Source organism: Escherichia sp. WS2035, assembly GCF_046487065.1.
GTDB lineage: Bacteria > Pseudomonadota > Gammaproteobacteria > Enterobacterales > Enterobacteriaceae > Escherichia > Escherichia coli.
On record NZ_JBJQKD010000001.1, the window covers coordinates 154,050 to 168,371 of the forward strand.

Sequence of the window (14,322 nt, forward strand, 5' to 3'; positions counted from 1 at the left end):
TGTTATCCGCTCACAATTTCACACAACATACGAGCCGGACACATAGAGTGTAAAGACTGGGGTGCCTAATGAGTGAGCTGACTCACATTAATTGTGTTGCGCTCACTGCCCGCTTTCCAGTCGGGAAACTTGTCGTGCCAGCTGCATTAATGAATCGGCCAACGCGCGGGGAGAGGCGGTTTGCGTATTGGGCGGAAGGGTGGTTTTTCTTTTCACCAGTGAGACGGGCAACAGCTGATTGCCCTTCACCGCCTGGCCCTGAGAGAGTTGCAGCAAGCGGTCCACGCTGGTTTGCCCCAGCAGGCGAAAATCCTGTTTGATGGTGGTTAACGGCGGGATATAACACGAGCTGTCTTCGGTATCGTCGTATCCCACTACCGAGATATCCGCACCAACGCGCAGCCCGGACTCGGTAATGGCGCGCATTGCGCCCAGCGCCATCTGATCGTTGGCAACCAGCATCGCAGTGGGAACGATGCCCTCATTTAGCATTTGCATGGTTTGTTGAAAACCGGACATGGCACTCCAGTCGCCTTCCCGTTCTGTTATCGGCTGAATTTGATTGCGTGTGAGATATTTATGCCAGCCCGCCAGACGCAGACGCGCCGAGACAGAACTTAATGGGCCTGCTAACAGCGCGATTTGCTGGTGACCCAATGCGACCAGGTGCTCCACGCCCAGTCGCGTACCGTCTTCATGGGAGAAAATAATACTGTTGATGGGAGTCTGGTCAGAGACATCAAGAAATAACGCCGGAACATTAGCGCAGGCAGCTTCCACAGCAATGGCATCCTGGTCATCCAGCGGATAGTTAATGATCAGCCCACTGACGCGTTGCGCGAGAAGATTGTGCACCGCCGCTTTACAGGCTTCGACGCCGCTTCGTTCTACCATCGACACCACCACGCTGGCACCCAGTTGATCGGCGCGAGATTTTATCGCCGCAACAATTTGCGACGGCGCGTGCAGGGCCAGACTGGAAGTGGCAACGCCAATCAGCAACGACTGTTTGCCCGCCAGTTGTTGTGCCACGCGGTTGGGAATGTAATTCAGCTCCGCCATCGCCGCTTCCACTTTTTCCCGCGTTTTCGCTGAAACGTGGCAGGCCTGGTTCACCACGCGGGAAACGGTCTGATAAGAGACACCGGCATACTCTGCGACATCGTATAGCGTTACTGGTTTCACATTCACCACCCTGAATTGACTCTCTTCCGGGCGCTATCATGCCATACCACGAAAGGTTTTGCGCCATTCGATGGTGTCAGCGTAAATGCACGCCGCTTCGCCTTCCCGCTACCAGAATAGCCTGCGATTCAACCCCTTCTTCGATCTGTTTTGCCACCCGTTGCAGCGCCGGAAGATGCTTTTCCGCTGCCTGTTCGATGGTCATTGCGCTCGCCATATACACCAGATTCAGACAGCCAATCACCCGTTGTTCACTGCGCAGCGGTACGGCGATAGAGGCGATCTTCTCCTCCTGATCCCAGCCGCGGTAGTTCTGTCCGTACCCCTCTTTGCGCGCGCGCGCCAGAATGGCTTCCAGCTTTAACGGTTCTCGTGCCAGTTGATAGTCATCACCGGGGCGGGAGGCTAACATCTCGATTAATTCCTTGCGTTCTTGTTCCGGGCAAAAGGCCAGCCAGGTCAGGCCCGAGGCGGTTTTCAGAAGCGGTAACCGTCGCCCGACCATTGCCCGGTGAAAAGATAAGCGGCTGAAACGATGGGTGGTTTCGCGTACCACCATTGCATCAACATCCAGCGTGGACACATCTGTCGGCCATACCACTTCGCGCAACAGATCGCCCAGCAGCGGGGCCGCCAGTGCAGAAATCCACTGTTCGTCACGAAATCCTTCGCTTAATTGCCGCACTTTGATGGTCAGACGAAAACTGTCATCGGAGGTACTGCGCCGGACATATCCCTCTTCCAGTAACGTCTCCAGCAGTCGCCGCACAGTGGTGCGATGCAGGCCGCTGAGTTCCGCCAGCAGCCCGACGCTGGCACCGCCATCAAGTTTATTTAACATATTTAATAACATTAGACCGCGGGTTAAGCCGCGCACGGTTTTGTATTCCGTCTGCTCATTGTTCTGCATATTAATTGACATTTATATAGTTAAAACAACGTTGTGCACCTGGTGCACATTCGGGCATGTTTTGATTGTAGCCGAAAACACCCTTCCTATACTGAGCGCACAATAAAAAATCATTTACATGTTTTTAACAAAATAAGTTGCGCTGTACTGTGCGCGCAACGGCATTTTGTCCGAGTCGTGAGGTACTGAAATGGCAATACAACACCCTGACATCCAGCCTGCTGTTAACCATAGCGTTCAGGTGGCGATCGCTGGTGCCGGTCCGGTCGGGCTGATGATGGCGAACTATCTCGGCCAGATGGGCATTGACGTGCTGGTGGTGGAGAAACTCGATAAGTTGATCGACTACCCGCGTGCGATTGGTATTGATGACGAGGCGCTGCGCACCATGCAGTCGGTTGGCCTGGTCGATAATGTTCTGCCGCACACTACGCCGTGGCACGCGATGCGTTTTCTCACCCCAAAAGGTCGCTGTTTTGCTGATATTCAGCCAATGACCGATGAATTTGGCTGGCCGCGCCGTAACGCCTTTATTCAGCCTCAGGTCGATGCGGTGATGCTGGAAGGATTGTCGCGTTTTCCGAATGTGCGCTGCCTGTTTTCCCGCGAGCTGGAGGCCTTCAGCCAGCAAGATGACGAAGTGACCTTGCACCTGAAAACGGAAGAAGGGCAGCGGGAAACGGTCAAAGCCCAGTGGCTGGTGGCCTGTGATGGTGGGGCAAGTTTTGTCCGTCGCACCCTGAATGTGCCGTTTGAAGGTAAAACTGCGCCAAATCAGTGGATTGTGGTAGATATCGCCAACGATCCGTTAAGTACGCCGCATATCTATTTGTGTTGTGATCCGGTGCGCCCGTATGTTTCTGCCGCGCTGCCTCATGCGGTACGTCGCTTTGAATTTATGGTGATGCCGGGAGAAACCGAAGAACAGCTGCGTGAGCCGCAAAATATGCGCAAGCTGTTAAGCAAAGTGCTGCCTAATCCGGACAATGTTGAATTGATTCGCCAGCGTGTCTACACCCACAACGCGCGACTGGCGCAACGTTTTCGTATTGATCGCGTACTGCTGGCGGGCGATGCCGCGCACATCATGCCGGTGTGGCAGGGGCAGGGCTATAACAGTGGTATGCGCGACGCCTTTAACCTCGCATGGAAACTGGCGTTGGTTATCCAGGGGAAAGCCCGCGATGCGCTGCTCGATACCTATCAACAAGAACGTCGCGATCACGCCAAAGCGATGATTGACCTGTCCGTGACGGCGGGCAACGTGCTGGCTCCGCCGAAACGCTGGCAGGGTACGTTACGTGACGGCGTTTCCTGGCTGCTGAATTATCTGCCGCCAGTAAAACGCTACTTCCTCGAAATGCGCTTCAAGCCGATGCCGCAATATTACGGCGGTGCGCTGGTGCGTGAGGGCGAAGCGAAGCACTCTCCGGTCGGCAAGATGTTTATTCAGCCGAAAGTCACGCTGGAAAACGGCGACGTGACGCTACTCGATAACGCGATCGGCGCGAACTTCGCGGTAATTGGCTGGGGATGCAATCCACTGTGGGGGATGAGCGACGAGCAAATCCAGCAGTGGCGCGCGTTGGGCACACGCTTCATTCAGGTGGTGCCGGAAGTGCAAATTCATACCGCACAGGATAACCACGACGGCGTACTACGCGTGGGGGATACGCAAGGTCGCCTGCGTAGCTGGTTCGCGCAACACAATGCTTCGCTGGTGGTGATGCGCCCGGATCGCTTTGTTGCCGCCACCGCCATTCCGCAAACCCTGGGCAAGACCCTGAATAAACTGGCGTCGGTGATGACGCTGACCCGCCCTGATGCCGACGTTTCTGTCGAAAAGGTAGCCTGATATGCACGCTTATCTTCACTGTCTTTCCCACTCGCCGCTGGTGGGGTATGTCGACCCGGCACAAGAGGTACTCGATGAGGTCAATGGCGTGATTGCCAGCGCCCGCGAGCGTATTGCGGCTTTCTCCCCTGAACTGGTGGTGCTGTTTGCGCCAGATCACTACAACGGCTTTTTCTATGACGTGATGCCACCGTTCTGTTTAGGCGTTGGAGCGACGGCAATTGGTGATTTCGGCAGTGCGGCAGGAGAGCTGCCCGTGCCTGTGGAGCTGGCGGAGGCCTGTGCGCATGCCGTCATGAAGAGCGGGATCGATCTTGCCGTTTCTTACTGTATGCAGGTGGACCACGGGTTCGCCCAGCCGCTGGAGTTCCTGCTCGGTGGGCTGGATAAGGTGCCAGTACTGCCGGTGTTCATCAACGGTGTCGCCACGCCGCTGCCCGGTTTCCAGCGTACCCGCATGTTGGGGGAAGCCATTGGACGTTTCACCAGTACTCTCAATAAACGCGTGCTGTTCCTGGGTTCCGGTGGGCTTTCCCATCAGCCGCCGGTGCCCGAACTGGCGAAAGCCGATGCCCATATGCGCGACCGTCTGTTGGGGAGCGGGAAAGATTTACCCGCCAGTGAGCGCGAATTGCGTCAGCAACGGGTGATTAGCGCCGCTGAGAAGTTTGTTGAGGATCAGAGAACGCTGCATCCGCTCAACCCGATTTGGGATAACCAGTTCATGACTTTGCTGGAGCAGGGACGCATACAGGAACTGGATGCCGTCAGTAACGAAGAGCTTTCCGCCATTGCCGGAAAGTCGACACATGAAATCAAAACCTGGGTCGCCGCTTTTGCCGCTATTTCTGCGTTTGGCAACTGGCGTAGCGAAGGGCGTTATTACCGCCCAATCCCGGAGTGGATTGCCGGATTTGGCTCGTTAAGCGCCAGAACAGAGAACTGAATATGCAGGAGAAGATGATGAGTTATCAGCCACAAACCGAAGCCGCCACCAGCCGTTTTCTGAATGTAGAAGAAGCGGGTAAAACGCTGCGCATCCATTTTAATGACTGCGGACAAGGCGACGAAACCGTTGTCCTGCTGCATGGTTCCGGCCCGGGTGCTACTGGCTGGGCGAACTTCAGCCGCAATATCGATCCGCTGGTAGAGGCGGGCTATCGGGTGATCCTGCTGGATTGTCCGGGTTGGGGTAAGAGCGATTCGATCGTTAATAGTGGTTCGCGATCGGATCTTAATGCGCGAATCCTGAAAAGCGTGGTGGATCAACTGGATATCGCCAAAATCCACCTGCTGGGCAACTCGATGGGTGGCCACAGTTCTGTGGCGTTCACTCTTAACTGGCCGGAGCGCGTCGGCAAACTGGTGCTGATGGGCGGCGGTACGGGCGGCATGAGTTTGTTTACGCCGATGCCAACCGAAGGTATTAAGCGACTGAATCAGCTTTATCGTCAGCCGACTATCGAAAACCTGAAGCTGATGATGGATATCTTCGTTTTTGATACCAGCGATTTGACCGACGCCCTGTTTGAAGCGCGCCTGAATAATATGCTGTCGCGCCGCGATCACCTGGAAAACTTCGTTAAGAGCCTGGAAGCCAATCCGAAACAGTTCCCGGATTTTGGCCCACGTCTGGCGGAAATCAAAGCGCAAACCCTGATTGTCTGGGGGCGCAACGACCGCTTTGTGCCGATGGATGCGGGTCTGCGTCTGCTGTCCGGCATTGCCGGTTCTGAACTGCATATCTTCCGCGACTGTGGTCACTGGGCGCAGTGGGAACATGCCGACGCTTTCAATCAACTGGTGCTGAATTTCCTCGCACGCCCTTAAGGAACGGTCATGACGAAGCATACTCTTGAGCAACTGGCGGCGGATTTACGCCGCGCCGCAGAGCAGGGCGAAGCGATTGCGCCGCTGCGCGATCTGATTGGTATCGATAACGCTGAAGCGGCCTACGCCATTCAGCACATCAATGTGCAACATGACGTTGCGCAGGGGCGTCGCGTGGTGGGGCGCAAAGTGGGGCTGACGCATCCGAAAGTGCAGCAACAACTGGGCGTTGATCAACCGGATTTCGGGACATTATTTGCCGACATGTGTTATGGCGATAATGAAACCATTCCTTTTTCCCGTGTTCTGCAACCCCGCATTGAAGCGGAGATTGCACTGGTGTTGAACCGCGATCTACCCGCAACCGATATCACCTTCGACGAATTGTATAACGCCATTGAATGGGTACTTCCGGCGCTGGAGGTGGTGGGGAGCCGCATTCGCGACTGGTCGATTCAGTTTGTCGATACCGTGGCAGATAACGCTTCCTGCGGGGTGTATGTCATCGGCGGTCCGGCGCAACGCCCGGCGGGGTTAGACCTGAAAAACTGCGCCATGAAGATGACGCGTAATAACGAAGAGGTTTCCAGCGGGCGCGGCAGCGAATGCCTGGGACATCCGCTTAATGCCGCCGTCTGGCTGGCACGCAAAATGGCCAGTCTGGGTGAACCGCTGCGCGCCGGAGATATCATTCTTACCGGGGCATTAGGTCCGATGGTGGCGGTGAATGCGGGCGATCGTTTTGAAGCCCATATCGAAGGCATAGGTTCAGTTGCTGCGACATTTTCAAGCGCAGCCCCAAAAGGAAGTCTGTCATGAGTAAGCGTAAAGTCGCCATTATCGGTTCAGGCAACATTGGCACCGATCTGATGATTAAAATTTTGCGTCACGGTCAGCATCTGGAGATGGCGGTGATGGTCGGCATTGATCCTCAGTCCGACGGTCTGGCGCGTGCCAGACGTATGGGCGTCGCCACCACCCATGAAGGGGTGATCGGGCTGATGAACATGCCTGAATTTGCTGATATCGACATTGTATTTGATGCGACCAGCGCGGGCGCGCATGTGAAAAACGATGCCGCTTTGCGCGAAGCGAAACCGGATATTCGCTTAATTGACCTGACGCCTGCTGCCATCGGCCCTTACTGCGTGCCGGTGGTTAACCTCGAGGAGAACGTCGCTCAACTGAACGTCAACATGGTCACCTGCGGCGGCCAGGCCACCATTCCAATGGTAGCGGCAGTTTCACGCGTGGCGCGTGTTCATTACGCCGAAATTATCGCTTCTATTGCCAGTAAATCTGCCGGACCCGGCACGCGTGCCAACATCGATGAATTTACGGAAACCACTTCGCGCGCCATTGAAGTGGTGGGTGGCGCGGCAAAAGGGAAGGCGATTATTGTGCTTAACCCAGCAGAGCCACCGTTGATGATGCGTGACACGGTGTATGTATTGAGCGACGAAGCTTCACAAGATGATATCGAAGCCTCAATCAATGAAATGGCTGAGGCGGTGCAGGCTTACGTACCGGGTTATCGCCTGAAACAGCGCGTGCAGTTTGAAGTCATCCCGCAGGATAAACCGGTCAATTTACCGGGCGTGGGGCAGTTCTCCGGGCTGAAAACGGCGGTCTGGCTGGAAGTCGAAGGCGCAGCGCATTATCTGCCTGCCTATGCGGGCAACCTCGACATTATGACTTCCAGTGCGCTGGCGACAGCGGAAAAAATGGCCCAGTCACTGGCGCGCAAGGCAGGAGAAGCGGCATGAACGGTAAAAAACTTTATATTTCGGACGTCACGTTGCGTGACGGTATGCACGCCATTCGTCATCAGTATTCGCTGGAAAATGTCCGCCAGATTGCCAAAGCACTGGATGATGCCCGCGTGGATTCGATTGAAGTGGCCCACGGCGACGGTTTGCAGGGTTCCAGCTTTAACTATGGTTTCGGCGCACATAGCGACCTTGAATGGATTGAAGCGGCGGCGGATGTGGTGAAGCACGCCAAAATCGCGACGTTGTTGCTGCCAGGAATCGGCACTATTCACGATCTGAAAAATGCCTGGCAGGCTGGCGCGCGGGTGGTTCGTGTGGCAACGCACTGTACCGAGGCTGATGTTTCCGCCCAGCATATTCAGTATGCCCGCGAGCTCGGAATGGACACCGTTGGTTTTCTGATGATGAGCCATATGACCACGCCGGAGAATCTCGCAAAGCAGGCAAAGCTGATGGAAGGCTACGGTGCGACCTGTATTTATGTGGTGGATTCTGGCGGTGCGATGAACATGAGCGATATCCGTGACCGTTTCCGCGCCCTGAAAGCAGTGCTGAAACCAGAAACGCAAACCGGCATGCACGCTCACCATAACCTGAGTCTTGGCGTGGCGAATTCTATCGCGGCGGTGGAAGAGGGCTGCGACCGAATCGACGCCAGCCTCGCGGGAATGGGCGCGGGCGCAGGTAACGCGCCGCTGGAAGTATTTATTGCCGCCGCGGATAAACTGGGTTGGCAGCATGGGGGCGATCTCTATGCGTTAATGGATGCCGCTGACGACCTGGTGCGTCCGTTGCAGGATCGACCGGTACGAGTCGATCGCGAAACGCTGGCGCTGGGATACGCTGGTGTTTACTCCAGCTTCCTGCGTCACTGTGAAACGGCGGCGGCGCGTTATGGCTTAAGCGCGGTGGATATTCTCGTTGAGCTGGGCAAACGCCGGATGGTTGGCGGCCAGGAGGATATGATCGTCGACGTGGCGCTGGATCTGCGCAACAACAAATAATATTGACTGCCGAGAACGTGCATTTTGTATGCCCATCCCAGCACGACTGCCGGATGCGGCGTGAACGCCTTATCCGGCCTACATTTCGCCCGTAGGCAGTCATTAAATAGTTCTGATTACGCGGCTGGCAATGTATCAGTCGCGATTCACCTGCACTCGCAATGAGGTTCATCTTATGTCGACTCGTACCCCTTCATCATCTTCATCCCGCCTGATGCTGACCATCGGGCTTTGTTTTTTGGTCGCTCTGATGGAAGGGCTGGATCTTCAGGCGGCTGGCATTGCGGCGGGTGGCATCGCCCAGGCTTTCGCACTCGATAAAATGCAAATGGGCTGGATATTTAGCGCCGGAATACTCGGTTTGCTACCCGGCGCGCTGGTTGGCGGGATGCTGGCAGACCGTTATGGGCGTAAGCGTATTTTGATTGGCTCAGTTGCGCTGTTTGGTTTGTTCTCGCTGGCAACGGCGATTGCATGGGATTTCCCCTCACTGGTCTTTGCGCGGCTGATGACCGGTGTCGGGCTGGGGGCGGCGTTGCCGAATCTTATCGCCCTGACGTCTGAAGCCGCGGGACCACGTTTTCGTGGGACGGCAGTGAGCCTGATGTATTGCGGTGTTCCCATTGGCGCGGCGCTGGCGGCGACGCTGGGTTTCGCGGGGGCAAACTTAGCATGGCAAACGGTGTTTTGGGTAGGTGGTGTGGTGCCGTTGATTCTGGTGCCGCTATTAATGCGCTGGCTGCCGGAGTCGACGGTTTTCGCTGGCGAAAAACAGGCTGCGCCACCACTGCGTGCGTTATTTGCGCCAGAAACGGCAACCGCGACGCTGCTGCTGTGGTTGTGTTATTTTTTCACTCTGCTGGTGGTCTACATGTTGATCAACTGGCTGCCGCTGCTTTTGGTGGAGCAAGGATTCCAGCCATCGCAGGCGGCAGGGGTGATGTTTGCACTGCAAATGGGGGCGGCAAGCGGGACGTTAATGTTGGGCGCATTGATGGATAAACTGCGTCCAGTAACCATGTCGCTACTGATTTATAGCGGCATGTTAGCTTCGCTGCTGGCGCTGGGAACGGTGTCGTCATTTAACAGTATGTTGCTGGCGGGATTTGTCGCGGGGTTGTTTGCGACAGGTGGGCAAAGCGTTTTGTATGCTCTGGCACCGTTGTTTTACAGTTCGCAGATCCGCGCAACAGGTGTGGGAACAGCCGTGGCGGTAGGGCGTCTGGGGGCTATGAGCGGTCCGTTACTGGCCGGGAAAATGCTGGCATTAGGCACTGGCACGGTCGGCGTAATGGCCGCTTCTGCACCGGGTATTCTTGTTGCTGGGTTGGCGGTGTTTATTTTGATGAGTCGGAGATCAAGAATGCAGCCGTGTGCCGATGCCTGACGCGCCTTATTAAGCAGGGGCGAAAGGGACTTGCCCCCAATACACCTACGGCGTTTACAGGTATACTCGCTAAAAATTATTCAGCGGGTTTGGAAACAAAGATGGCAAAACTTACCTTACAAGAGCAGTTGCTCAAAGCGGGACTAGTCACCAGCAAAAAAGCGGCGAAGGTCGAGAGAACGGCGAAAAAATCGCGTGTTCAGGCGCGTGAAGCACGGGCGGCGGTAGAAGAAAATAAAAAGGCACAGCTTGAGCGTGATAAACAGCTTAGCGAGCAACAAAAACAAGCGGCGTTGGCGAAAGAATATAAAGCCCAGGTGAAGCAGCTCATTGAAATGAACCGAATTACCATTGCCAATGGCGATATTGGTTTTAACTTCACTGACGGCAATCTGATTAAGAAGATTTTTGTCGATAAGCTCACGCAAACGCAGTTGATTAATGGTCGTCTGGCGATTGCCCGCTTGTTGGTCGATAACAATAGCGAAGGTGAATACGCCATTATTCCCGCCAGCGTTGCCGATAAAATTGCTCAGCGTGATGCCAGCAGTATTGTGTTGCACAGCGCGCTCAGCGCCGAAGAGCAGGATGAAGACGATCCGTATGCCGACTTCAAAGTGCCTGATGATTTGATGTGGTAAACATTGATAAATCGTGTGCAGATGCCTGATGCGACGCTTTTCGCGTCTTATCAGGCCTACGGTTTACGAGCGAAATGTGGGCCGGATAAGGTTTACGCCGCATCCGGCATGCGTGCGCGGATGCTCAACGCATATTCAGTTTATTGGCGTGGTAGGCAATATGCTCGCCAATAAAACTGGAGACAAAATAATAGCTGTGATCATAACCCTCGTGATAACGGATTAACGTCTTGATATTCATCTCCTGGCAGATCTTTTCAAGATTTGGAGTCCGCAGTTGTTCCGCGTAAAAATCATCACTCAACCCCTGATCAACCATGATTTCCGCAACGCGTTGACCTTGTGAAATAAGACTCACCGGATCGTAATCCAACCAGGCATCTTTATTTTCACCAAGATATGCGGCAAAGGCTTGCTGTCCCCACGGTACTTGCGATGGGGAGACAATGGGCGAAAACGCCGAGACGCTGACATATTCATCTGGGTTACGTAACGCCAGCACCAGCGCGCCCAGCCCGCCCATAGAATGACCTGCGATTGACTTTCTGGCCGTTGCCGGAAAATGATGCATCACTAAATTCGGCAGCTCGTTGCGGATATAGTCATACATTTTGTAATGTTCATTCCACGGCGCTTGCGTCGCGTTCAGGTAAAACCCGGCACCTTGCCCGAGATCGTAACGGTCAGCATCTGCGACATGACTGCCTCGCGGACTGGTGTCCGGCGCAACAACAATAATGTTGTGCTCAGCCGCGTAACGCTGCATCCCCGATTTAGTAATGAAATTTTGCTCGTTGCAGGTCAGGCCTGAAAGCCAGTACAACACCGGCAATTTTTCATTCTCGGCTTTTGGGGGGAGATAGACGCCGACATTCATTTCACATTTCAGTGATTGGGAATAATGCCGATACACATTTTGCCAGCCGCCAAAGCTGGCATGTTTTTCAATGAGTTCCATCAGTCATTATCTCACGGTTAATCCCCCGGACGGCTGCCCGGGGAGAGTATTAAGAACCCCATCTGAACTGGACGGGGTAAACCAGCGGGAAATCAGTAACGAATTACGGTTCGAATGGATTTACCTTCATGCATCAGGTCGAAGGCGTCATTAATTTCATCCAGGCTCATGGTATGCGTGACAAACGGTTCCAGATCGATATCACCTTTCATCGCATCTTCAACCATACCCGGTAACTGGGAACGACCTTTCACGCCGCCAAACGCGGAACCTTTCCATACGCGACCGGTGACCAACTGGAATGGACGGGTGGAGATTTCCTGACCGGAGCCTGCTACCCCGATGATCACCGACTGACCCCAGCCGCGGTGCGCGCTTTCCAGCGCTGCACGCATCACGTTGACGTTACCGATGCATTCAAAGGTATGGTCGATACCCCATTTGTTGATATCCAGCAGGACATCTTTAATCGGTTTGTCGTAGTCATTCGGGTTAATGCAGTCGGTGGCACCGAAGCGACGCGCCAGTTCGAATTTCTTCGGGTTGGTATCGATAGCGATAATCCGTCCCGCTTTTGCCTGACGCGCGCCCTGAACCACTGCCAGACCAATCGCGCCAAGACCAAACACGGCAACAGAATCACCTGGCTGGACTTTAGCTGTGTTGTGTACCGCGCCAATACCGGTGGTCACGCCACAGCCCAGCAGGCAGACGTGTTCATGGTTTGCTTCTGGATTAATTTTGGCCAGAGACACTTCCGCTACCACGGTGTATTCACTGAATGTTGAGCATCCCATGTAGTGATAAAGCGGCTGCCCGTTGTAAGAAAAACGGGTGGTGCCGTCTGGCATCAAGCCTTTGCCCTGCGTTTCGCGAACCGCGACACACAGGTTGGTTTTGCCAGAACGACAAAACTCACACTCGCCGCACTCTGCGGTGTAAAGTGGGATCACATGGTCGCCAGGTTTGACGCTGGTTACGCCTTCACCGACTTCAACTACAACCCCGGCCCCTTCGTGACCGAGAACCACTGGGAAGACACCTTCCGGGTCATCGCCGGAGAGGGTAAATGCGTCGGTATGGCAAACACCGGTATGGGTGACTTTAATCAGCACTTCACCTTTTTTCGGTGGTGCAACGTCAATTTCAACGATTTCCAGCGGTTTACCGGGAGCAAATGCAACGGCAGCACGTGATTTCATCTCTCGCTCTTCCTCAATATGGTAATAGATTCAGCTATTTAAGATAGGCACGAACCAGTTCAATAGTGTCGTCAACGGATTGGCTGACTTCACGGCTGTAGCAGTCATTTCGGTCAAACGTTTCCCGGATATGGCTTTCAAGCACTTCTGCCATCAGTCCGTTAGCCGCGCCCCGAACGGCAGCGATCTGTTGGAGTATGGCACGGCATTCGGCATCACCCTCCAGCGACCGTTCCAGAGCATCAATCTGCCCCCGAATACGACGAACTCGAGTAAGGACCTTTTTCTTCTCTTCCGGAGTACTGGGCATTTCGCACCTCATCATCTGCACGCAATATACTATAGGGGGGTATGCTATATGTCAATGCATACCCCCCTATAGTATATAACACTGGAGAATAAAATTTATCCGGCCCCAGTATTTGTAGGCATGATAAGAGGCGTGAGCGTCACATCAGGCGATGTTTGTTAAAAGTAGCAAAATGCGCAAACTCGCTAACCATTGCCGATTTTTTTCTAAAAACGCTTTGTTATTAACAAGACGTTTTAATTCCTTTATCAAACTTACCCGCAACGAAATACTGCTCCCATAACAAGACGGGGGAGCAGACAATCATGGCAATTTCATCGCGTAACACATTTCTTGCCGCACTGGCATTCATCGCTTTTCAGGCGCAAGCGGTGAACGTCACCGTGGCGTATCAAACCTCCGCCGAACCGGCGAAAGTGGCTCAGGCCGACAACACCTTTGCTAAAGAAAGCGGAGCAACCGTGGACTGGCGTAAGTTTGACAGTGGAGCCAGCATCGTGCGGGCGCTGGCTTCGGGCGATGTGCAAATCGGCAACCTCGGTTCCAGCCCGTTAGCGGTTGCAACCAGCCAACAGGTGCCGATTGAAGTCTTCTTGCTGGCGTCAAAACTGGGTAACTCCGAAGCGCTGGTGGTAAAGAAAACTATCAGTAAACCGGAAGACTTGATTGGTAAACGCATCGCCGTACCGTTTATCTCCACCACCCACTACAGCCTGCTGGCGGCGCTGAAACACTGGGGTATTAAACCTGGGCAAGTTGAGATTGTGAACCTGCAGCCGCCCGCAATTATCGCCGCATGGCAGCGGGGAGATATTGATGGTGCTTATGTATGGGCACCGGCGGTTAACGCCCTGGAAAAAGATGGCAAGGTGCTGACCGATTCTGAACAGGTCGGGCAGTGGGGCGCGCCGACACTGGACGTCTGGGTCGTGCGGAAAGATTTTGCCGAGAAACATCCTGAGGTCGTGAAAGCGTTCGCTAAAAGCGCCATCGATGCTCAGCAACCGTACATTGCTAACCCAGACGCGTGGCTGAAACAGCCGGAAAACATCAGCAAACTGGCGCGGTTAAGCGGCGTGCCGGAAGGTGACGTTCCGGGGCTGGTGAAGGGGAATACCTATCTGACGCCGCAGCAACAAACGGCAGAACTGACCGGACCGGTGAACAAAGCGATCATCGACACCGCGCAGTTTTTGAAAGAGCAGGGCAAAGTCCCGGCTGTAGCGAATGATTACAGCCAGTACGTTACCTCGCGCTTCGTGCAATAA

The 14,322-nt window shown here is 54.5% G+C and carries 14 protein-coding genes; 9 read left to right on the top strand and 5 right to left on the bottom strand.

From position 1 onward, the window contains the following. Window positions 1-102: 102 nt before the first annotated feature. Window positions 103-1,185 carry a DNA-binding transcriptional repressor LacI gene (lacI, locus tag ACJHX4_RS00755; protein ID WP_000805862.1) on the bottom strand — a complete coding sequence of 361 codons (1,083 nt, stop codon included), beginning with the start codon at window positions 1,183-1,185 and terminating at the stop codon, window positions 103-105. A gap of 76 nt (window positions 1,186-1,261) precedes the next feature. After that, window positions 1,262-2,095: a DNA-binding transcriptional regulator gene (locus ACJHX4_RS00760; RefSeq protein WP_001295813.1), complete on the bottom strand. Its 834-nt coding sequence runs from the start codon at window positions 2,093-2,095 to the stop codon at window positions 1,262-1,264. A 190-nt stretch (window positions 2,096-2,285) separates the two neighbouring features. On the opposite strand from ACJHX4_RS00760, the gene ACJHX4_RS00765 reads away from it, so the two are divergent. The 8 genes from ACJHX4_RS00765 to ACJHX4_RS00800 all read left to right on the top strand — a co-directional run bounded on the left by ACJHX4_RS00765 (window position 2,286) and on the right by ACJHX4_RS00800 (window position 10,584). Then, window positions 2,286-3,950: a bifunctional 3-(3-hydroxy-phenyl)propionate/3-hydroxycinnamic acid hydroxylase gene (locus ACJHX4_RS00765; RefSeq protein ID WP_001007420.1), complete on the top strand. Its 1,665-nt coding sequence runs from the start codon at window positions 2,286-2,288 to the stop codon at window positions 3,948-3,950. A 1-nt stretch (window position 3,951) separates the two neighbouring features. After that, window positions 3,952-4,896 carry a 2,3-dihydroxyphenylpropionate/2,3-dihydroxicinnamic acid 1,2-dioxygenase gene (mhpB, locus tag ACJHX4_RS00770; RefSeq protein ID WP_000543457.1) on the top strand — a complete coding sequence of 315 codons (945 nt, stop codon included), beginning with the start codon at window positions 3,952-3,954 and terminating at the stop codon, window positions 4,894-4,896. Window positions 4,897-4,913: 17 nt separating this feature from the next. Next, on the top strand, window positions 4,914-5,780 hold the full coding sequence (gene mhpC, locus ACJHX4_RS00775) for a 2-hydroxy-6-oxonona-2,4-dienedioate hydrolase (protein WP_000121898.1): 867 nt from the start codon (window positions 4,914-4,916) through the stop codon (window positions 5,778-5,780). 9 nt (window positions 5,781-5,789) lie between these two features. Beyond that, window positions 5,790-6,599, top strand: a complete 810-nt coding sequence (mhpD, locus tag ACJHX4_RS00780) for a 2-keto-4-pentenoate hydratase (protein WP_000160712.1) — start codon at window positions 5,790-5,792, stop codon at window positions 6,597-6,599. After that, window positions 6,596-7,546, top strand: coding sequence for an acetaldehyde dehydrogenase (gene mhpF, locus ACJHX4_RS00785; protein ID WP_000044319.1), 951 nt, complete (start codon window positions 6,596-6,598; stop codon window positions 7,544-7,546). The genes mhpD and mhpF overlap by 4 nt, the downstream gene beginning before the upstream one ends. Beyond that, window positions 7,543-8,556: a 4-hydroxy-2-oxovalerate aldolase gene (gene mhpE, locus ACJHX4_RS00790; protein ID WP_001013504.1), complete on the top strand. Its 1,014-nt coding sequence runs from the start codon at window positions 7,543-7,545 to the stop codon at window positions 8,554-8,556. The genes mhpF and mhpE overlap by 4 nt, the downstream gene beginning before the upstream one ends. A 175-nt stretch (window positions 8,557-8,731) precedes the next feature. Next, complete coding sequence (gene mhpT / locus ACJHX4_RS00795; RefSeq protein ID WP_000107631.1) at window positions 8,732-9,943, top strand: 3-(3-hydroxy-phenyl)propionate transporter MhpT; 1,212 nt, start codon at window positions 8,732-8,734, stop codon at window positions 9,941-9,943. Between the two features lie 101 nt (window positions 9,944-10,044). Continuing rightward, the gene (locus ACJHX4_RS00800) at window positions 10,045-10,584 is read left to right on the top strand and encodes a DUF2058 domain-containing protein (RefSeq protein ID WP_001096710.1); all 540 of its coding nucleotides are present in this window, start codon (window positions 10,045-10,047) and stop codon (window positions 10,582-10,584) included. Between the two features lie 124 nt (window positions 10,585-10,708). Here ACJHX4_RS00800 and fghA read toward each other — a convergent pair whose 3' ends face one another. The 3 genes from fghA to frmR form a co-directional block, all read right to left on the bottom strand. Continuing rightward, a complete protein-coding gene (gene fghA / locus ACJHX4_RS00805) occupies window positions 10,709-11,542 on the bottom strand; it encodes an S-formylglutathione hydrolase (protein ID WP_000419064.1) in 834 nt (277 codons plus the stop codon). Between the two features lie 92 nt (window positions 11,543-11,634). After that, window positions 11,635-12,744 (bottom strand): S-(hydroxymethyl)glutathione dehydrogenase, encoded by a 1,110-nt coding sequence (gene frmA / locus ACJHX4_RS00810; protein WP_000842109.1) that lies wholly within the window; start codon window positions 12,742-12,744, stop codon window positions 11,635-11,637. 34 nt (window positions 12,745-12,778) lie between these two features. Then, window positions 12,779-13,054: a formaldehyde-responsive transcriptional repressor FrmR gene (gene frmR / locus ACJHX4_RS00815; protein ID WP_001141271.1), complete on the bottom strand. Its 276-nt coding sequence runs from the start codon at window positions 13,052-13,054 to the stop codon at window positions 12,779-12,781. A 305-nt stretch (window positions 13,055-13,359) separates the two neighbouring features. Here frmR and tauA point away from each other — a divergent pair, with 305 nt between their 5' ends. Then, window positions 13,360-14,322: a taurine ABC transporter substrate-binding protein gene (gene tauA / locus ACJHX4_RS00820; protein ID WP_001018403.1), complete on the top strand. Its 963-nt coding sequence runs from the start codon at window positions 13,360-13,362 to the stop codon at window positions 14,320-14,322.